Annotated in this window: 16 protein-coding genes and 1 tRNA gene; 8 read left to right on the plus strand and 9 right to left on the minus strand. The window is 61.8% G+C overall.

Features of this window, described 5'->3' with window-relative positions; all coding sequences use genetic code 11:
• Positions 1-315: 315 nt before the first annotated feature.
• Complete coding sequence (locus tag IVB31_RS07435; protein ID WP_247320392.1) at positions 316-969, minus strand: histidine phosphotransferase family protein; 654 nt, start codon at positions 967-969, stop codon at positions 316-318.
• 182 nt (positions 970-1,151) lie between these two features.
• Here IVB31_RS07435 and IVB31_RS07440 point away from each other — a divergent pair, with 182 nt between their 5' ends.
• Positions 1,152-1,982 carry a 3'(2'),5'-bisphosphate nucleotidase CysQ gene (locus IVB31_RS07440; RefSeq protein ID WP_247320394.1) on the plus strand — a complete coding sequence of 277 codons (831 nt, stop codon included), beginning with the start codon at positions 1,152-1,154 and terminating at the stop codon, positions 1,980-1,982.
• Here the strand turns inward: IVB31_RS07440 and IVB31_RS07445 are convergent.
• A complete protein-coding gene (locus IVB31_RS07445; protein WP_247320880.1) occupies positions 1,972-2,451 on the minus strand; it encodes a YHS domain-containing (seleno)protein in 480 nt (159 codons plus the stop codon). The two genes, IVB31_RS07440 and IVB31_RS07445, sit on opposite strands and share 11 nt — an antisense overlap.
• 139 nt (positions 2,452-2,590) lie before the next feature.
• On the opposite strand from IVB31_RS07445, the gene IVB31_RS07450 reads away from it, so the two are divergent.
• The 3 genes from IVB31_RS07450 to IVB31_RS07460 all read left to right on the plus strand — a co-directional run bounded on the left by IVB31_RS07450 (position 2,591) and on the right by IVB31_RS07460 (position 4,854).
• On the plus strand, positions 2,591-3,196 hold the full coding sequence (locus IVB31_RS07450) for a DUF1134 domain-containing protein (protein ID WP_247320396.1): 606 nt from the start codon (positions 2,591-2,593) through the stop codon (positions 3,194-3,196).
• 119 nt (positions 3,197-3,315) lie between these two features.
• Positions 3,316-4,614 carry a hypothetical protein gene (locus IVB31_RS07455; protein ID WP_247320398.1) on the plus strand — a complete coding sequence of 433 codons (1,299 nt, stop codon included), beginning with the start codon at positions 3,316-3,318 and terminating at the stop codon, positions 4,612-4,614.
• A gap of 165 nt (positions 4,615-4,779) precedes the next feature.
• Positions 4,780-4,854, plus strand: a tRNA-Val gene (locus tag IVB31_RS07460).
• A 1-nt stretch (position 4,855) separates the two neighbouring features.
• Here IVB31_RS07460 and IVB31_RS33655 read toward each other — a convergent pair.
• Positions 4,856-5,179, minus strand: a complete 324-nt coding sequence (locus IVB31_RS33655; RefSeq protein WP_346730857.1) for an Arm DNA-binding domain-containing protein — start codon at positions 5,177-5,179, stop codon at positions 4,856-4,858.
• Positions 5,180-5,671: 492 nt separating this feature from the next.
• Here IVB31_RS33655 and IVB31_RS07465 point away from each other — a divergent pair, with 492 nt between their 5' ends.
• The 3 genes from IVB31_RS07465 to IVB31_RS07475 all read left to right on the plus strand — a co-directional run bounded on the left by IVB31_RS07465 (position 5,672) and on the right by IVB31_RS07475 (position 9,474).
• Positions 5,672-7,111 carry a GMC oxidoreductase gene (locus tag IVB31_RS07465; RefSeq protein WP_247320400.1) on the plus strand — a complete coding sequence of 480 codons (1,440 nt, stop codon included), beginning with the start codon at positions 5,672-5,674 and terminating at the stop codon, positions 7,109-7,111.
• Positions 7,112-7,570: 459 nt separating this feature from the next.
• The gene (locus tag IVB31_RS07470; RefSeq protein ID WP_247320402.1) at positions 7,571-8,443 is read left to right on the plus strand and encodes a DMT family transporter; all 873 of its coding nucleotides are present in this window, start codon (positions 7,571-7,573) and stop codon (positions 8,441-8,443) included.
• A 32-nt stretch (positions 8,444-8,475) separates the two neighbouring features.
• Positions 8,476-9,474 carry a hypothetical protein gene (locus IVB31_RS07475; protein WP_247320404.1) on the plus strand — a complete coding sequence of 333 codons (999 nt, stop codon included), beginning with the start codon at positions 8,476-8,478 and terminating at the stop codon, positions 9,472-9,474.
• Between the two features lie 151 nt (positions 9,475-9,625).
• Here IVB31_RS07475 and IVB31_RS07480 read toward each other — a convergent pair whose 3' ends face one another.
• On the minus strand, positions 9,626-10,531 hold the full coding sequence (locus tag IVB31_RS07480) for a protein phosphatase 2C domain-containing protein (protein ID WP_247320406.1): 906 nt from the start codon (positions 10,529-10,531) through the stop codon (positions 9,626-9,628).
• Positions 10,532-10,878: 347 nt separating this feature from the next.
• On the opposite strand from IVB31_RS07480, the gene IVB31_RS07485 reads away from it, so the two are divergent.
• Positions 10,879-11,751, plus strand: coding sequence for an aldose 1-epimerase family protein (locus IVB31_RS07485; protein ID WP_247320408.1), 873 nt, complete (start codon positions 10,879-10,881; stop codon positions 11,749-11,751).
• A 17-nt stretch (positions 11,752-11,768) separates the two neighbouring features.
• On the opposite strand, the gene IVB31_RS07490 is transcribed toward IVB31_RS07485, so the two are convergent.
• The 5 genes from IVB31_RS07490 to IVB31_RS07510 are packed head-to-tail and all read right to left on the minus strand — an operon-like array spanning position 11,769 to position 18,302.
• Positions 11,769-12,830: a Gfo/Idh/MocA family oxidoreductase gene (locus tag IVB31_RS07490; RefSeq protein ID WP_346730858.1), complete on the minus strand. Its 1,062-nt coding sequence runs from the start codon at positions 12,828-12,830 to the stop codon at positions 11,769-11,771.
• On the minus strand, positions 12,793-13,896 hold the full coding sequence (locus tag IVB31_RS07495; RefSeq protein ID WP_247320411.1) for a hypothetical protein: 1,104 nt from the start codon (positions 13,894-13,896) through the stop codon (positions 12,793-12,795). Before IVB31_RS07495 ends, IVB31_RS07490 begins: the two co-directional genes overlap by 38 nt.
• Positions 13,893-15,170: an aldehyde dehydrogenase family protein gene (locus tag IVB31_RS07500; RefSeq protein ID WP_247320413.1), complete on the minus strand. Its 1,278-nt coding sequence runs from the start codon at positions 15,168-15,170 to the stop codon at positions 13,893-13,895. Before IVB31_RS07500 ends, IVB31_RS07495 begins: the two co-directional genes overlap by 4 nt.
• Entirely contained in the window at positions 15,167-16,165 is a 999-nt protein-coding gene (locus IVB31_RS07505; RefSeq protein WP_247320415.1) for a zinc-binding dehydrogenase, read from the minus strand. Before IVB31_RS07505 ends, IVB31_RS07500 begins: the two co-directional genes overlap by 4 nt.
• Positions 16,152-18,302, minus strand: coding sequence for an aminotransferase class I/II-fold pyridoxal phosphate-dependent enzyme (locus IVB31_RS07510; RefSeq protein WP_247320417.1), 2,151 nt, complete (start codon positions 18,300-18,302; stop codon positions 16,152-16,154). The genes IVB31_RS07505 and IVB31_RS07510 overlap by 14 nt, the downstream gene beginning before the upstream one ends.
• Between the last annotated feature and the right edge of the window lie 12 nt (positions 18,303-18,314).

Raw genomic sequence — 18,314 nt, forward strand, 5'->3', positions numbered from 1 at the left:
GAAGATGTTATCCAGGATCTTGGCGTTGTTCGGCTCCTGCTCGAACTTCACCAGCTGATTGTCGACAGTGTCCAGGCTCTCGCTGGTCTCCGTCAAAAACTCCCGCAACAGATCATCCATGAAAACAGGCCTTCATACAGGAGGGGCGCGCACGTGACGTGATGCGCCATTTCGGAATGAGGCCAGCTTCACCGCAAAGCGTTTAATAATGGTTGAGTATGTGCAAAAGAACGGAACCAACAAAGAGATAAGGCGCTCCGGACAAGCCGAAGCGCCTCGTAAAGGATAGATTAACGTTTGCGAGCGGCCGCGCGTTTACGAAGCGGTAACGGTGATGGCTTCGCCTTCGTGCGCGAGCCTCACGGTGAGCCCGCAAGCCTCTGCCAACAGCCGCGTATAATAAGGCTGGATCGCGTGCGCATCAGCGGCAGGGCCCCGCTCGCCGCTCAGAAGCTCGGAGATGTTCTGCGGCAGCCGCGCATTGTGTCCGGTCGCGGTGATGCGAAAGCTCATCGTCTCGCCCTCGCCGATCGGATCGACCGTCAGCATGCCGCCGCGCGGGATCGTGTGCTGGGAAACGACCAACATGTTGAGCAGCAGCTTGACGCGGTTCTTCGGCAGCAAGAGCCGCGGCAGATTCCACGTGATCGAGCACTTGCCGTCCTCAATGTGGCCGCGCGCCATGGTCTGGGCATCGCCGACATCGATCTGCGCGCCCGACGAGCCGGCCGCGCCAAAGGCGAGGCGGCAGAACTGGAGGCGGGCGGAGGCCGTCTTGGCGCTCTTGCGAATCAGGTCGAGCGCAAACTCGCGGTCGTCGGGCTTGGGATCGTCGTCGAGCACTTCGAGCCCATTGACGATGGCGCCGACAGGGCTGATGAGATCGTGGCAGACCCGCGAGCACAGGAGCGCAGCGAGTTCGAGCGCATCTGGAGCGGTAGCGGTAGCGGGTGACGAAGCGTCAGACATAAAGGGGTCCTGGAGGGTTCCTGGAATTGCTCGGCGCGGACGCGGCGAATCACGCATGCTTGACGAATGCCGCGGGTTCTAACATTCGCAAGCCCGTGGCAGCTAGCTTGCGATCGGTTCGAAGCGGCCATAAAGCCGCGGCGAATCACTCGGGGAGGGATGGAATTGCCGATGAATGAGGCATGCAGGTGAAGCGGATCATCGACGACGCGGCCGCATTCGGCCTGATGGAGCCGCTCACCGCGCTGGTGGTGAGAGCGGGCGAAGCCATCCTCGGCGTCAACCGCTCGGCGATGCGGGTCGACGGCAAGCAGGACGGCTCGCCGGTAACCGAGGCCGACCTTGCCGCCGACCGCATCATCGCGGACGGGCTGGCGCAGCTTGCGGGCGACGTCCCGACGCTCTCGGAAGAGCGGACTGAGCTCGCCTCGCCGCCGTTTCGCGACAGCTTCTTCCTGATCGACCCGCTCGACGGCACCAAGGAGTTCGTCGCCGGGCGCGACGAATTCACCGTCAACCTCGCCATCGTGACATCAGGCGTGCCGCTGCTGGGCATCGTCAGCGCCCCGGCGCTTGGGCTGCTCTGGCGCGGCATCGTCGGCCGCGGCGCCGAGCGTGTGAGGTTTGACGGCGCTACCATCGGCGCTGTCGAGCCGATCCAGACCCGCAAGCTGCCGGCGCCGGGCGAGCCCTGGATCGCGGCGGTGAGCCGCTCGCATGGCGATCCCAAAAGCGAGGCGTTCATCGATAACAGGCCCAATGCTGTCAGAAAGACGGTCGGCTCGGCCGTGAAATTCGGCCGGATCGCAGAAGGCAGTGCCGACATCTATCCCCGCTTCGGGCCAACCTCGGAATGGGACGTCGGGGCCGGCTGCGCGGTCGTCACCGCGGCCGGCGGCAGGGTCACCGACGGCAAGGGCGGCGAGCTCCGCTTCGGCGCGCGGCACGAGAGCGGCTTCATCATCCCGGAGTTCATCGCCTGGGGCGACCCGCAGGCGGTGGTTACTGGCTGAGCTTGTCCTGGAGGGCCGGCCAGCGCTTGCCCACTTCATAGAGGAAGCGCTCGGGATTGGCGGCGAAGGCGTCGCGATTGGCTTCCCGGCTGAACAAATAGAGCCGCTGGTCCGCGATCACATAGAAGCGGGGATTGGCGGCATTGGTCACGCCGCGGGCGATGTCGACCGGGTCGTAGCCGCCGAACTGCGGCCCGTAGACCTCGGGATGGGCGATGAAAGAGGCCCGGTTGCCCTCGTTCCGAAAGCGCCACACTGCGCCCCAGAGATTCGCCTCGAACTCCGCCGTGCCCTGTTCGGCGCCGCCATCGACGAAATAGGCCACGGGATCGAAACCCTCGATCGCCACGCCGCTGAAACGGTTGACGACGATCCGCTCGGTGGTGGCCGCCTCTGCCGGCAAGCAGATGATCCAAATGCCCGACAGCAGGCAGACCAGAAGGCCGATCAAGGCAATTCCGGGGCGCAAAGGGCTGGCTTCCTGCCGTTGTGCCGTCATAGTTGCTGCGGATAACATCCGAGTCGAGGGGACATCCGGCGCAACCTAGAGCCGTGCCTGTTGGCGCCAGGTTAAGGAAGCGACCGGATTCGATACCAGGGGTTCTTTTATGACTTTCGCATCACGCCTTGCTGCGTTCGCGCTTGCCGCGATGGTCGGCTTGATCGTGCCGGCTTCCGCCCAGCAGCCGCCGCCGCCCGATTTGCCGCCGCCGCAGCGGACGCCGACGCCCAGCACCTATGGGCCGGACGAACTCGTGGGCGCCGGTCACCGCTTCTTCGGCAACGTCTCGCGCGGGCTTGCCTCGATCATCGAGAAGGCGGTCAGCCAATGGGGCCTGCCGAACGGCTATATCCTGGGCGAGGAAGGCTCCGGCGCCTTCGTTGCCGGCCTGCGCTACGGCGAAGGCACCCTCTACACCAAGAATGCCGGCGACCTGCGCGTCTACTGGCAGGGCCCCTCGCTCGGCTTCGACTGGGGCGGCGACGGCGCGCGCACCATGACGCTCGTCTATAATTTGCCCGCCACCAACGCGATCTACCAGCGCTTCGCCGGCCTCGACGGCTCGGCCTACATCATCGGCGGCTTCGGCATGACGGCGCTCACCGCCAACAACATCGTGCTGGTGCCGATCCGCTCGGGCCTCGGCCTGCGGCTGGGAGCCAATATCGGCTATTTGAAATTCACCCCGCGCGCGACCTGGAACCCGTTCTAGGACTCGCTGTTCCGATCCAGTTTCCGGATTCACGTTAACAACAGGGCGGGGCTGGCTTTTTGCCGGCCGCCATGCATTGTCATTGGTAAATTTTTCCTTAGCTCTCGGAGTTCTGGCCGATGGTCGAACCGATCATGTACCTGGCGATCGGTTTCCTGCTCTCGATGCTGTGCGGGCTTGCGATCGTGCCGCTGGTGCATAACCGCGCGGTCCGCCTGACCACGCGCCGGCTCGAGGCTGCCACCCCCTTGTCGATGGCCGAGATCCAGGCCGACAAGGACCAGCTCCGCGCCGAATTCGCCATGTCGGCGCGACGGCTCGAGATGAGCGTCGACCAGCTCAAGAACAAGACCACGAGCCAGCTCGCCGAGCTCGGCAAGAAGAGCGACGCCATCAACCGCATGAAGATCGAGCTCGGCGAGAAGAATGCCACGATCTTCGCTCTCGAAGCGCGCGAGAAGGCGGTGAAGGAGCAGCTCCGCGCGACGGAAGAGGAATTCAACACCAAGACCGAGGCGCTGCGCGCCGCCGAGCATGCGCTGACCGACAAGCAGGGCGAGCTCGCAAAGATCAACTCCGAGCTCTCCGACCGCTCGATGATGGCGGAGAGCCGTCAGGTCGAGCTGGTCGCGGTCCGTGCGCAGATCGAAGAGCTGAAGAACCGCGTCGGCGATGCCGAGAAGGAATTTGCCGCGACACAGGCGCGGCTGGCGCAGGAGCGTACCGACTCCGAGACCGCCTCGCGCGAGCTCGGCGATGCGCGCGGCCGCGTCGAGAATCTGAGCCAGCGCGTCACCGAGCTCGATCGACAGCTGATGCTGCAGGTGAAGGAGGCCGAGATGCTGTCGAGCCGCCTCGCCGACCTCGAAGGCCGCCTTGCCACGCAGGGCAAGCTGCTGGCCGAGCGCGACTACGAGAACAACCAGCTCCGCCAGGCCAACGAGGGCAATGAGCGTACCGTCAAGGAGCTGCGCGTCGAGATCGCGGCCCTGAGCGGGGGCAAATCGTCGGCCGCAATGGAATCGCTCCGCGCCGAAAAGACCGCTTTGGAGGAGCAGCTCCGCAGCGCCCGCGACGAGCGCGCAAAACTCCAGCGCGACATCAACGCGATCCAGCAGCAGGCCGAGGGTTCCTGGGCGACCGAGCGGATGGAGAACGCGCTGCTGCGCGAGCGCATCAACGACATCGCCGCCGACGTGGCAAAGCTCGCAATGCAGCTCGAAGGCCCGAACTCGCCGATCGAGGCCCTGCTTGCGGCCGAGGCCGGCCAGCCGCCGAGGCCGGCGCCCCGCCCGGCCAATGACGCCGCGACCAACGGCGCGGCCGCAGCCACCCTGCCCGAGGGCGGCGGAACGCTTGCCGAGCGCATCCGCGCACTCCAGGCCCACGCCTCCCGCGCCCGCCAGCAGGGCGCCTAAGCGGCCCCAAAGCGGTCTCACCGCCGAATTGCGTGGCCGGGTGCGGTTTTCGGGCCGCTTTTAACGTCTTGGGGCGCCTCGAAACTTGACACCTTCGGCCCGCACTTCTAAATCGCGGGCTCCAATGCGCCGGCCGGCCGAAAGTCCAGCCTGCATGATGGTCTCGGGTGCATAGCTCAGCGGGAGAGCGTTCCCTTCACACGGGAGAGGTCCAAGGTTCGATCCCTTGTGCGCCCACCATTCAGCTTTCCAACCAACAGCTAAACGGCTTCTTCCCTTGAAGTGCGTCCCGACAAAGCTGGGGCTCACGGGGCGCTGACGGGCGCCAGCGAGGCTCACCCCCTTCCTTGTTGGCTGGTCCGAGGCCAAGCTCATTCCCGCCGCCGGCCCGACGATAGCGAAAAACCCATGACCTTCCGCCATTGATGCCGATCAGCAGGCAGAGCCCGCCACCGTCACTGTGCCGTCCAGCCGCCTTGATCTTCTTCGACTTCCTCCGCGGCGCCGAGCTTACGCAACCAGAAGGTGCGGAATTCTGCCCCCGGCTCAAGAATCCCGCTTGCACAGCATCCTCTGCTTGCTAGTGTCAGATAACGCACTTTAAAAGGGAATGGCGATTGGCCGACTTCCCCCGCTGGGCAATCTTGAGAGGACGTCCAAGCGGAAGTCACGTCTGCCGATGCCTCCTGAAGTTTGTCTTTCGCGGCTCTCCTGATTTCTGGAATTTCGTGGATATGAAAAGGGCTGAACCGCTGTGAATTGCGATAATTCGGCCAACCGCGATGGCGGCTCGGTGACACCGATCGCCAACTTGATCGTCGCAATGGCGGTGACTCCCCCAGATGAGACCTGCGCCAGCACAGGCACAACGCTGAGGCATCTCCCTGCATTGCTGGATGCCGCCGGGCAACTTCGCGGCCTGCTCGCCGCGCGGTGCGTTTCGCCGGTCCGCCGCGGCTTCTTGCAGAAGGCGAGACCCCGATTCAAGCAAGAGGACGTCAAGCTCCATTGGAGCGGTTGGCTGGGGATGCGCTAGGTCTGCGGGATGGTGAAGCGGATGATCAAGACCAATAGCAGCGCGCCGCGCATCGCGGTCATAGGCGCCGGGATGGCAGGACTCGAATCCGCGCTACAGGCGGCCAATCGTGGATGTCACGTCGAGATCTTCGAGGTTGGCCCGCGGACGCGCGCGCACCACGTCAATTGGGACACGAGCTTCCATCCGGGTGACGAGAAATCGCGGAGTTGGATCTGTGAGGGATGGGGGCCTGGCGGCGGCCTGTCCGAGCGTTTCGGTGGACGCACGCTGTGTTATCACGGCGTGCTGCTTGAGCTCGAGCCTGATGAACTGGCGGATTGGGGACCAGTATGGCAGCGCCGACTAGGCGCCGAAGGCGGACTTTATGCATCCGTCCTGTCCCGCTTGAGACGAGACTATGCTGATCTTCATTCTGACGGTTTCAACGGTGCCGCGAGTGGCTATGGGCTCCGCAAAGTGCCGCAGGCCGCGCGCGTCGATGCGGCTGGACGGTTCGAGGCATACAGCCCGGTTGCATCGATCAATGCAATGATTGAATCTGGAAAGATTGTGCTCAGGCGGGGACGCGTGCTGGCCGTATCTCCCGGGACCGACAAAAGCTGGGATGTCCAGACGTCGCAGAACGGCGGGCACGAGCGCATCGTGTGCGCGGGCTTTGACGCCTGCATCCTAGCGGCTTCCGCGATCGGCAACATCCAAATTCTGGCTCGCTCGCTTGCGCGCAACATCAGGACCACTATCACCGACCATTTCTGCGCCGGCGCCTTTTTGCGCCTTCCGGCGGGGAGTGGCCTTGCTCCATTCAGGCATTCCATGTTGTGGAGCGGGTTCGCGACCATGCCGGAACTCAACACCAATATTTTCTTCCTGGAATGCCCCTCGCTGGCAAATGGAGACCGCCTTGTCGAACTCTATGCCGTCGCGGAGCAGCAGGGCGGCGCGAACGCTTACAGTGAGCTGTTCGTCGAGCTCGCGGGAGAGGACTCGCTACGTACGCATATCAGAGCGAAAATTTCCGCGCGCGACGAAGCGCGGCTGAACGACGTGCATCGAAGAACCTCGGATTGGGCGGCGCTGTTGGCAGGCTCCAGCCTGGAGGAACTACATTCGCGGCACGACACGGCTACGGAGGCGCATAGCGACAAGCATGACGGTTCGGACATACGATGGTTCAAACACGACGCGGCGCAGATCGCAGTTCGGCAGAGCGATCGCTGCAACGCCTATTCCCGCTTCGAACTGCCCTATGGGGCCTTCGAACATGAAGCCTGCACCCATCCGATCGGCGATAAGGGGCCGGTTCCCATCTCAACAGACCTGGAGGTGATGGAGCTTCCACGCGTCTACGTTGCCGGGCCTGGAATTTTTCCGCGACTCGGGGCCGCCAACCCCGCTCTCAGCATCATTGCCACTTCGCACTGGCTTGGCAACCACGTGGCAGAGGATTTAGGCGCATGACCCGGGAGTCGAGGGCGGCGAACCTGATGCGCATCCTCGCCCCGGCGAAACGGCTAATTGCGGCGTAGGGCTGTCGTTGCGCGAGACCGAAGGATCTCCGGCCTCTCAGCGCTAAGCGTTCATGCCAAGCCGGACGCCCCATCCGCGAGCCGTCGCCGAACAGTTCGGCTCCTTCGGGCTGTTGCGCCTCTTTCCGCGCACGGCGTTCGTGCTCGTGCTTATAAAGCGGCGCCACCGCGCCATTGGATACGCTCGACAGCAAGACGCTGCCTATGCATCGCATGGCCGTCAAGGACATTGGCGGCATTGGCGCGGAACGCGCGTACGGAACGCAGTTCCGCCGTTAAGTATAAGAAGACATAGCGAAGCAGCGCAACAATACATCTACAGGTTGACTTCGACGAGCCGCACATGCGATACATATTTTCGACCAACCCGGCGTAGCGTCAGGGGACGCATATGAGCAAAGGCCAATCTTACGCAGTATCGGCGCTGCTCCTCGCCATGCTTCTCAATGCGACAATGGATGTGTTGACGAAATGGTTGGCGAGCAATCATTCCGTTCTTGAGATCATATTCTTCAGAAATCTCTTTAGTCTTCTTCCGGTCGCGGTGATTGTTGCACGTGATGGCGGCATTCCAGCTTTGCGAAGCAACCGGGTCCCCCTCAACGTACTCAGAGCTCTGTGCGGGCTCGCTGCGATGGCGCTGTATTTCATTGCTTACACTTTGATGCCGCTCGCGAATGTCATCGCGATCGGGTTCGTTGCTCCCCTGATTGTCGTCGCATTGTGCCGCCTGTTCTTGGACGAGCCGGTTTCCCTTGAGCAGTGGACGGCCGTTGTCCTTGGCTTTTGTAGCGCTCTGGTTATTCTTCAGCCCGACTACATCGTCCTGCAATGGCGGGCGCTGTTGCCCATCGCCGGCGCATTCTTTCTGGCAGGATACGTGCTGCTGCTGCGCGTTCTGTCCAAGACAGAAACGCGGAGCTCGATGGCCTTCTACTTTCCGATCGTCAGCGTTGTCTGTACCGGTGCCACGCTTCCCTGGGTTGCAAGCTCCAGCAGCCTGATGGATCTTGGCCTGCTGCTGGTCACAGGTTGCCTCGGGGGCATCTCGCTCTATCTACGCAATGAGGCCTACACTGCCGCACCCGCAAGTGTTCTTGCACCCTGTGAGTATACAGGCCTGCTCTGGGTCGCCCTGTTCGGCGTGATGATTCTTGGTGAGCACCTCTCTATGCAGCTTCTGATCGGCGCCTCAATGTTGATTGGAACCAATTTGTTCGTGCTTGTGCGAGCCTCTAGGGCAGGCAAACGCGCTGCGGCTTAATCGTTTGAGCCAGACGAAGAACGGAGGCAGTGGTGAATCCAATCTCTATGTACTTCAGCTGGATCACGGTAAAGGAAGAGGGCGCCTATTTCCCGCACGGTGAAAGCTTCCTTGACTGGCTGATCGCAGAAGGCCCGTCAGTGCCGAAGGTGCGCGAAGTGCTGTACACTTGCCGCTCCGTGTATGGCGTCGATCTGTTTGAGTTGCTGCGCGCCAAATACGATTCGAGCGTCACCTTCGCGGGCCGACCGTTCCAGGCGGCTCTCTTTGTCGCGGTGGCTCACTTCTTCGAAGAGGTCGAGCGCTCGGAAATAGGGGCGGTCGGCTTCTGGTCCGCCGGTGCGGGTCCTGCATATGTCTATTCGGACGTGTTTTCTCTTGCGACCTATTTTGAAAAGGTAATGCCGTTTCTGCGCGAGGTCCGACGCGCATTCGAGGACACCGCCAAGCGGATTCCGCTTTCCGAGGTGATGATCGAAGGCGAAGAGGGCGAACAGATAGAGGCGTATGTATCGACAATCGTGCAGGACACCGGCTTATCCGAGCGAGTGTTTCTCAAGGACCGGCGCCGGAGCAACACTGTGCATCTTGCAGGAGTTACCGACGGTGTTGCTGCTGTCCGAAAGATGATCTGGGCTCGATTTCCTGGCTCCAGACAATCAGGCTTGACCCTTCATCCAACCGTTGCGGCACATTTGCCGCTTTACGATCGACAACCAATTGACAGCATCCTGGACGGCCTCGCATTCGAGCCGCCAAGATTTCAGCTGGTGACCACGACAGGAGAGATCATAGCCCGAGGATCGTCGGATCAAGATATCCTGAGACGTCACTTTACGAATGCGTGTCAGGGACCATTGGATACCGCGGCAGCGTTCGACACTCTGGCGGCGGCAGGACGGAGTATGCTCGTGGTAGGGACGCCATTCGGCGCGAAAGTCTTGCGAAGACTTGAGCAGGGTACCTACCCGCAGCCAAAGCTGATCACCGATGCGATGCTCCAAAGACGTGGGGCTTCGCAGACAGTCTAGGGTGCTCACCTGTGCGAACTGCAGCCGTCCCGAGACTGGTGGTAATCTGACCGGGAAGAAAGCCAGCTTCTATGAGATAGATCGGCCCGATCGTGTAAAACACGTGATGCCCCTCAAAATTAGGCTGGCAGTTTTGCCGTGAAGATTGAACTCACGCGATGGAAAACAGCACGGCGGATGCGTCGTCCTTGAGCTTTAGCCGAGGATATTGTTCTGCATTTGGATCGCTATCCTCCACAGAACGAATACGGCTTATTATGCCGCCAACGCCCTCCGTCTCAACGAGCTCGAAAATATTGTCCAGGGTCGATATCCCATATAGGCTGAATGCTCTCGCAAAGCCATCAGACATGGCAAGCAACCGACCCATGGCTGAGATTGGAAGCAAGACCCGCTCGAACTGAATTCGCTCACGATCCGTCGGCTCAACGACGTTGTAGCCGAATTGGACATTGCGTTTCGCGCGATTTTTATCGAGCTTCGGCTTGAGCATGTCGAAAGCCGCAGCATAAGAAACCGTCGGATCGCGTAGTTTGCGGAATGCCGAGATCACCTCGTGATCCAGGTCAGTGACCGTGCTGTAGCCGAAGCTCGCAACGCGACCATCAATTTCATACAACAACGAACAGTCACCCATGTTTACCAGCTCGATCGACTTCTCGAAAATGCGAGCCAAACCAAGACAAGAAAATGGCTTGTCGAGCGGCTTCGCCGGCGCTTGTGCTACCAAGGCTTCATATTCGCGATGAAGTTTCTGCTGAGCAGCGACGATTGCCGTATCCGACGGCACGGAAGCGTCCAGGTGATCCATGAGAACTTGGGCGAATCGCCGGACAAACCATGTCGCGTCGTTCGCGCACGATGAAACACGTGTCGAGCCGAATGGCGTCGCACCATCCATCCAAATGATGCAATCCGGTCGAGTTGTGATCCAATCGGCATTTACTTCGCCATTTGGATCGGTGCCCTGATCCAGGATCCGGAAGTACGCCATCAGGAGCAAACTCTCCACTTGATTCAAAGGCAACTGAAGGAAGTATGAGGCGAGACGCGCCATAGCGTCAAGCGGTCAGCGATTCTTGTCGGATGTCACCAGCACGTTCGTGTGCGAATGCTGGCTAGACTTCGCGAAGGGACATCGCGCGCACGAATATCTCGCATCTCAATCGGGTCTGCCATATCCGTTTACGGCATCGACATAGGCAAGCTGCAGCCCATCGCGGGAATGGCGATCGCTTCGGAAGCGCGGGTTTCAATCCTCGGCCATCGTCCTCGTCGACGATCCTGTCGGCGCCGGCGTCTGACATCACGCCATTGACAAAGCCGGGAGCTGGCGAGGTAATGCCCGACCGTCAAGGTTAGCGTGACAAGCGCAGAGATTGGAATTCGTGGTGGATGCCGGCAATGCTCGTAGACCTTGAAAGCGGCGCCTCTCGCGCCTGCGTAGATCTTCGTGGCGGTGAACTGCGCAGCTGGTCCGCCGGCGGCAACGAACTGCTCTGGCATGGAGATCCCGTCTGGTGGGATCAATCGGCGCCGATATTGTTTCCGATTGTCGGTTGGGCCGGCGGAAGTCAGATTCTTGTCGATGGCAGCCGAAGGCCGATGGCCGTTCACGGTTTCGCACGGCAGCACGAGTTCGCCCTGTCGGGCCGCGATCGCGCCAGCGTAACGCTCACGCTGACAAGCAATCGGGAGACCCGGAAGGTCTATCCGTTCTGGTTCCAGCTCTCGGTGACCTATGCACTCGCCGGTTCGACCTTGATGGTCAACTTTTCCGTCGAGAATTTGGATCGCCGGAACATGCCTTATGCACTCGGCTTTCATCCAGCGTTCCACTGGCCTTTCAACGACGTTCCCAGGCACGAATACAAGATCCGGTTCGAAGCAGAAGAAAGCCCGCTGGTTCCCGAAGTCACACCCGACGGACTGATATCGGCACGGAGAAGGCTCCTGCCGATCAAAGGCCGGATTCTCGATCTCGCCGACGAACTCTTCGCGTCCGATGCCATGTGCTTTCTGGATGCCAAGAGCGGTTCGTTCAGTCTTGACGCAGGGAGTAGCGGCTCGAGCATCACGCTGCAAACGACGGCTTTCCGGCATCTGGCGCTGTGGTCACGCCCCGGTGCGCCCTTTGTCTCCATGGAGACATGGACGGGTCATAGCGATCCCGAAGGGTTCACCGGAGACTTGTTCGAAAAGCCCTCGATGCGCATCCTCGCTCCCGGCGAAACTGCTGATCATTGCGTGCGTTTGTCGTTTCGCCGCGCCGATTGATCGCGGGCCTCTCGGCGTCAGGCATTCATGTCCAGCCGAACGGCGCTGCCTGTGCTGTTCGAGATCGCGGCCGCCGCCAGCATCCGGTCGACCAAAATTCCGCCGCTCAAATCGCAGGCCGGCGCGTGTTGATTGCGAACCGCGAGCTCGAAGTCGCGGACCAGCGGCTCATGCAGGTTTGGAGACCCCGGCAGCTCCAGCCAATCCGTCCGACCGTCTCTCCAAGAGATCTGAGCCGTCCCTCCGTCGAGCGGGTCCAGCACCAGTCCCGCGCTCTCGAACTCGATCTCCAATCGGTCTTGGTGGTGCGCTCGCCAGGCTACATCGAGCTGTGCGACAAGGCCATCTTGCCAAGCCAAAGAAACTTGTGCGGCACGTTCGCATCCTCCGGCTGTCACGTCCAGAAACCTGGCAATCAAACTGACGGGCGGACCGAATAGAATCGACAGAATATCCAGTCGATGCGAACCGGCGTCGGCAAGAACGCCGCCGCCTGCGATCATACGGTCGTAACGCCACACCATTGGATCATTCGGCGAGGGCGTGTAGGGCATCGAGAACTGAACCAGAGCCGATCGTGATCTGCCGAATCGCCCCGAACGAATTTCTTCCCCTAGCCACCGAACGGCTGGCAGAAGACGCCGATAATACGCAACGCCGATACACAGCGATTTCGAACGAGCAAGCTGTGCCAACGGCGAGACCTGCCCAAGCCCGGCGCTGAGCGGCTTCTCAATCAGAACGTGGCAACCGGCGCCAGCCGCCAAGGTGGCTAATTCCATGTGGCTGCTGACCGGCGTTGCGACATACAGCGCATCGATACTGTCGCACAACGGGGCGATGGCATCGGTTGCGACCGTGCCGAAGCGCACGGCGGTCTCGCTTGCGCGAGCAAGTGTTCGTCCCCAAATACCCGCGAGCACGACGTTCTCTCCCGCCAGGATCGCAGGAGCGACACGCCGTTGAACAACGTCTCCGTAACCAGCGATCGCCCATCGGAATGGCTGCCGCGATGCGTCGATGCTCCGATTGCGAAGGGAGCTAGTAAACGCCTTCGACATTGCGGCTGCGCTCGTCATTTACATTCGTATAGGGACCCACGTCGGCCACGCCGCGGAATGGAAACCAGGGGTGTGGCGCCACCGACTTGGCCACGTCACGCTCCAGCAGATTTGGGATGAACAGGTCCCGATGGAGCGTCTGCAACAGCACCCGCCCGCATGCGCCCAGGTCACGCTCTGAACGCCAGTTCTCCGGATCGACGATCTTAATGAAAGCCTGCGGAGACGGTAGATAATAGGCACGTCGCCTATCGCCAGGCCGAGGATCGGCCTGGAGCGCGTGCCCCATGAGCGTATTGCCGTAGGTATCGATCCACTGGACCTCCTGGAGGAAGTTCTCGCGAAGGTATCGCTGCTCCTCGCTCGAGCAACTGGTGCCGCCCGTGCATACCGCCTTGATTCCGTAACTGGAGAGCGGCCGGTCCAGAGCGGCAACGAGAGCTATCAGAAGTTTGGACGTCGTGAACAGCAGCGCGGGCTTCTGGCTATGCAAGAGCTCGATAGTCTGACGCAACAGGTGATCGACATACGGATCGGCATCCCGCCCTTCTCGGATCAGCTCCTTGATCCAGCGCGGATCGAAATCGATGTAACAGACGTTTCCGCCCCAGGTGTCGGCCAGCCGACCGACAAAGGTCCCATAGGCATGCGGGCCGCTCGGCGTCATGGCGAGGATGTCTCCGCCCTCCAATCCACGCACCTCGAGCATCACCCGATAGAGTGCCACGTTGTAGGTCCCCATGGTCACGTCCACGACACGACAGGGTGGGCCGGATGTTCCACCCGTTTCGAAGATGCGGCGGGGTTTTCCGTCAAAGGCCTTCGGGACGAGTTCGACGACATCGATGCTGCGAAGCACTTCCTTGTCGAACAGATCGAAGAGCAACAGGTCGTCGACACGGCGAACATCCCCGATTGGGTCGAAGCCGAGGCCGCGCCGCCGCTGAACCCAGTATTGCGACCCCGTGTCATCGGAGAAATGCCAACGCATCATCATGCGGACCCATTCGTCGGGATCGACCGCAAGTTCGGGGACGCGACGACACATCTCGCCGAAGACATCCTGAGACAGGAGACTGCTCATGGTTGATCCGTAGCCGGGTCGATCGTGGTGACGGACACATGGCCCGGAAGATTCAACGTGCCGGGTCCGGAACGATCGCCTATGAGGTAGACAAAGCCGGCATCGCCGCAGAGGGATGATTGCCGTGCCTCCGGCACCTCCGCGATGCAGGCCACCGGAAATGGCAGCTCCATCCCAATCAAGGGGTGCCCTTCGGCCCTTCCAAGCTTGATCAATGTCGGCGCGAGGTACACGGCATCCCCCTCCGCGACCAGGATCGGACGCGACGTCAATTGCACGTCATCGTCGCGGATGCGCGAGTTCAGCCAATCCGCATGGCCCTGGCCTTCGTCCCGGCTCGTATGCATCGCTTGCGGATACGAGCGATCGGGCACAGGTCCCACGACGATCCGGTCCAAGGCTGTGGCGATCGAGCGGCCGAGAAGGTCCACATTGCCGGCGCACAGGATCGTGCCGACGTTGGTGCAGAACCGACCCGACTGGCTCGCAATCTGCCTGACGAGAATACGGCTCACCCGTTCGAGATCAAATGTCTCGCCGACCAACGCTCGCGTTCGGCCTGGGCCGCGGACGTCGACGTCGTTCCTGCGGTACAGGGAGCTTGGGAGCTCACTTCCGCCGAACACGATGGCACGGTCCGCGATGGCGACGCTGGCGACAAGTCCTTCGCGCCGGGTCGGGTACAGCCCCAGCCGTTCCGCCGGCCAGCCAGCTTCGAGCAGACAGGTGAGGAGACGTTGCGCGCAAAACGGCTCCCGCCGGCTCGGCCGGATCCAGACGGCATCGGAGCGCATCAATGCGGCAAGCCAGGCTTCCAGACAGACGAACGTATTTGCAGGCAGCGAGATAAGTTCGATCCCGCCGCGATTTCCGTCCGGCAGCCGATTGAGGCTGCCCTCCAGAAGATCGATCCAGTCGTCGACAAGCTGCCCGGGCAGCCCGCAGGCTCGACGCAGAAGCTCACGGAACGGATCCGCCGTTTGCGCAGAAGAACCGATCTGCACCTGCGCAGGCCGGAAGCGTTCGAGCGCCACCCTGATCAACTCGCGCCGGTCTGCGGGCGGAGGCAAAGGAGGAAGCCGTGGTAGCTCTCGCCGCAGCCATCGTGCATCATCCCCGAGCATCAAAGAAGGGGCGAGTCCGATATCGACCGATACTTTTCCGATGTCGATCACGTCGCGATCACGGGAATGATAGACTTTTCCCCGCCGAAAGATCTCGACCTGCATTGAGCCAGCCGGATCGTCGAACTCATGACGCGCAAGCACGTTCATGGACAAATCGCTACTTTCAGCGTTTCCGGCGGCGGTCCGGGATACCGCGCAGGGCCCTTCTCCGGATCGAGGACCGAGCTTTCCGATAGTTTCGCGATCGCTTTCGGCAACTCTTCGAGCGGCATGACGTGGGTCAGCATATCGGGCAGACGGATGCGGCCGGCATCGACCAGTCGCTGCGCCTGCCTCATCGCAGCCCGCCGTTCCTCGTCGGTCGCCTCCGCGGAGCTGTGCACGCGAAGACCCTTATGCTCCCACTGCACGAGATCGACGGTGACCCTTGTGTCGACGTGATGGGTACCTAGCATGACGACAAGCCCGTGATGACGCACGAGATTCACGCAACTGTTCAACGTGCTCGGCGTGCCGACCGCATCGATGGCAACGTCGATCTCGGCAACCACGTCGGCCCAAGCGGCCAGATCGGCGGCAGGCGCCTTGATCGTGTCGTCCGCACCCAGCGCAGTCGAACGCTTGAGCCGCCAATCGTCCAGATCGGCGACGATGATGTGGGAGGCCCCTCTCAGGCGCGCCACTTGCAACGCCATCAGGCCGACCGGCCCCTGACCGACGATCAGAACACGGTCGCCGAGCCTGACGCCGCGCGTGGCATTGATCGCAAGCGGAAGCAGTTGAAGGATCGCCCCCTGCTCGAACGGAATTGCGGCCGGCAGTCTTCCCAACGCGACCTCGCGGGCGGCTGCATATTCGGCATAACCTGTCGTCCGCGGCGTCCGGATGAAGACACGTTCGCCGAGCCAGCCGCGACCGACCTGCCGCCCTACCTCCACCACCGTTCCCGCGATCTCGTGGCCGAAGCATCCCTTGCCGCAATGATCCCGCTCACCCAAATAGTGATAATAGGTCAGGTCGCTTCGACCACATATCGTGCAGGCCTTCACCTGCACGAGCACTTCGTCTTCGGCAGGAGACGGTACGGCGGCGCAGGCGTTGAAATCGAGCTTCCTGCGAGCAACCAGTTCAAACCGACGCATGGACTTTTACCCCTGGCGATCTGATCGACCCGGCGCTCAGTTGAACGTCAAGCTCCTGTTGCAATCCGTGTGCGACGCGGTCCTGCTGGGCGCGCGTCATTCCGGCAAAGATCGGCAGGCAAATGTGTCGAGCGGCAAACCCGAGCGCGACCGGAAAGTCCTTTGCTTCAAATCTACCTTCAAGTGCTGGCTGCAAGCAGCAAAGAGTATCGTAAACCTCGCCCGACAGAGACACGCCGTGCCGCTCGCGCAGAGCCGACTTCAATTGGTTGCGGTCGACGCCTTCGTCGAGCAGTGCCATGTATTTGTAGTAGTTGCTGCTGGATCCAGCGGGTTCGCGCACCACGGTCAGCCCGCGCATCCCACCCAGGAGCTCGTCGTAGCAGCGCGCGGCAGTACGCCTTTCGGCGACGAAGGCCGCCAAACTTTCCATATGCGCCAACCCGATCGCTGCGTGGACCTCGCTCATGCGCCAATTGCTGCCAATGCGATCATGGACATTGGCCAAGAAGCCACGCTTGCCATGGTCCCTGAGCGAGCGCGCCACGGCGGCGTCGGCCGAATTGCGCGTTGCTATGAGGCCTCCCTCGCCGCTTGTGATGATCTTGGTCGGATAGAGCGAGAACGCCGCCATGCGGCCGAATCCGCCCGCCTTCCCACCATCGAGCAGGCTCCCCAATGCATGGGCGGCGTCTTCGATCAGCGGAATACCGTGCTCGGCGCACAGAGCGATCAATTCACCTATCCGGGGCGAGATGATGCCGCCGATATGCACCGTGATCACGGCGGCCACATCGTCCCGCCGTTCGAGTTCCTGCCGGACGCCGTCCGGGTCGATCCCGAGGCCGAGGGGCTCGGTATCGACAAAGCCGACCTCGGCTCCTGCCGCGAGGGCCGCCGACGCCGTCGCAAAGAACGTATTCGCGGGAAGTAGAACGCGCCGCCCGCGCACCCCGACAACCCTCAATGCGGTTTCGATCGCCGAGGTGCCCGAGTTGACGGCGACGGCTTCGGGAGTCCCCATCCACATCGCGGCCGCCCGCTCGAATTCAATCCCGCAAGAGCCGAGCGTCAACTCGCCCGTCACGAGCGAACGATCTATCCGCTCAAGTATCTGCCGGCGCGCGGCCGCCGAAAATTCGATGCGCACGGGCGGGACCAGCGGCCTTTGCGTCATCGCCGGCACGGAAAATGCTCGTTCAAAGAACGCAGCCGCGACATCAGAATTCGTGCCATGGCTCATCGTCAGAATGCTGGACTCGAACCGCTCCGGGACGTTGTGCCGCGCATAGATCTGTGCGGCCCGCTCGATTGCGATGCCGGCGTCCGCCATCGGCAGAAATGGATCGCGATCGCCGTGCTGAACCTGCAGGAAAGCGGGCGCCAGCGCACCCATGAGATCGGGCAAATCAGCATATTGCAGGATTCCCGGAAGCGCGTGCGCTCCTCCGGCCACCGCATCTCGCTCGAACATGCTTCGGTAAAGACCGGCACAACTTGCCAGGACAATTGGAACCGGCTGGTTGTATGCAAGGGCGGCATACAAGGCCATGTAACCGCCGAGGCTGTGGCCGATAATGCCGAGACTGGACTTGTCGACCCACGGCTCGGCGGCGAGCCAGCGGAGGGCAGCAACGGCATCGGAGGCGAGCAGAGCAGCCAGCGAGCGCCCCTTGAGCGCCATTGCATGCGCGATCAGGCTGGTCTCGTCGCGGCCGGCACGCTTTTCGTCGGAGTAGGCATCGCGCAGGCCAAAATCAATCGTCAGCGTGGCAAAGCCTGCCCGAGCCAGACGCTCTGCGACGTTGCGATCGGGGAAATCGGGAGGCTCGAGCCCAATCACCTGTTCATGCCGCCCGTTTCGGCCCGGCAGCACGAGAACGGCCCGCGACGGCCTCGACACAGAGGGATAGAGCAAAGATGCGCGAAAATGACCGTCGGGACCGGCGCCAAATGCAAGACGCTGAAGCGTGAGATCGCCAATGCGACGCTCTTCAAGCTTCGAGACCTCAGGCACGCTCTCCGTCGAATAGTCCAGAAGCCGCCGTACCGCCAGACGAACGCTTCGATTCCATTCAGCGATGACCGCGTCATCGGCTCCGTCAGGGAAGGCAAGACGCGGCGTGCCGTCAAGCATTCCGGCCAAACG

This window comes from Bradyrhizobium sp. 21 (genome assembly GCF_023073335.1).
Lineage (GTDB): Bacteria > Pseudomonadota > Alphaproteobacteria > Rhizobiales > Xanthobacteraceae > Bradyrhizobium.

Coding starts and splice junctions, on each gene's coding strand:
- IVB31_RS07440 (WP_247320394.1), top strand. CDS start 1,152: ATGCAGGTGAAGCGGATCATCGACGACGCGGCCGCATTCGGCCTGATG.
- IVB31_RS07455 (WP_247320398.1), top strand. CDS start 3,316: ATGGTCGAACCGATCATGTACCTGGCGATCGGTTTCCTGCTCTCGATG.
- IVB31_RS07510 (WP_247320417.1), bottom strand. CDS start 18,302: ATGCTTGACGGCACGCCGCGTCTTGCCTTCCCTGACGGAGCCGATGAC.
- IVB31_RS07450 (WP_247320396.1), top strand. CDS start 2,591: ATGACTTTCGCATCACGCCTTGCTGCGTTCGCGCTTGCCGCGATGGTC.
- IVB31_RS07485 (WP_247320408.1), top strand. CDS start 10,879: ATGCTCGTAGACCTTGAAAGCGGCGCCTCTCGCGCCTGCGTAGATCTT.
- IVB31_RS07495 (WP_247320411.1), bottom strand. CDS start 13,896: ATGAGCAGTCTCCTGTCTCAGGATGTCTTCGGCGAGATGTGTCGTCGC.
- IVB31_RS07490 (WP_346730858.1), bottom strand. CDS start 12,830: ATGACGAGCGCAGCCGCAATGTCGAAGGCGTTTACTAGCTCCCTTCGC.
- IVB31_RS07470 (WP_247320402.1), top strand. CDS start 7,571: ATGAGCAAAGGCCAATCTTACGCAGTATCGGCGCTGCTCCTCGCCATG.
- IVB31_RS07480 (WP_247320406.1), bottom strand. CDS start 10,531: ATGGCGCGTCTCGCCTCATACTTCCTTCAGTTGCCTTTGAATCAAGTG.
- IVB31_RS07500 (WP_247320413.1), bottom strand. CDS start 15,170: ATGAACGTGCTTGCGCGTCATGAGTTCGACGATCCGGCTGGCTCAATG.
- IVB31_RS07505 (WP_247320415.1), bottom strand. CDS start 16,165: ATGCGTCGGTTTGAACTGGTTGCTCGCAGGAAGCTCGATTTCAACGCC.
- IVB31_RS07465 (WP_247320400.1), top strand. CDS start 5,672: ATGATCAAGACCAATAGCAGCGCGCCGCGCATCGCGGTCATAGGCGCC.
- IVB31_RS07435 (WP_247320392.1), bottom strand. CDS start 969: ATGTCTGACGCTTCGTCACCCGCTACCGCTACCGCTCCAGATGCGCTC.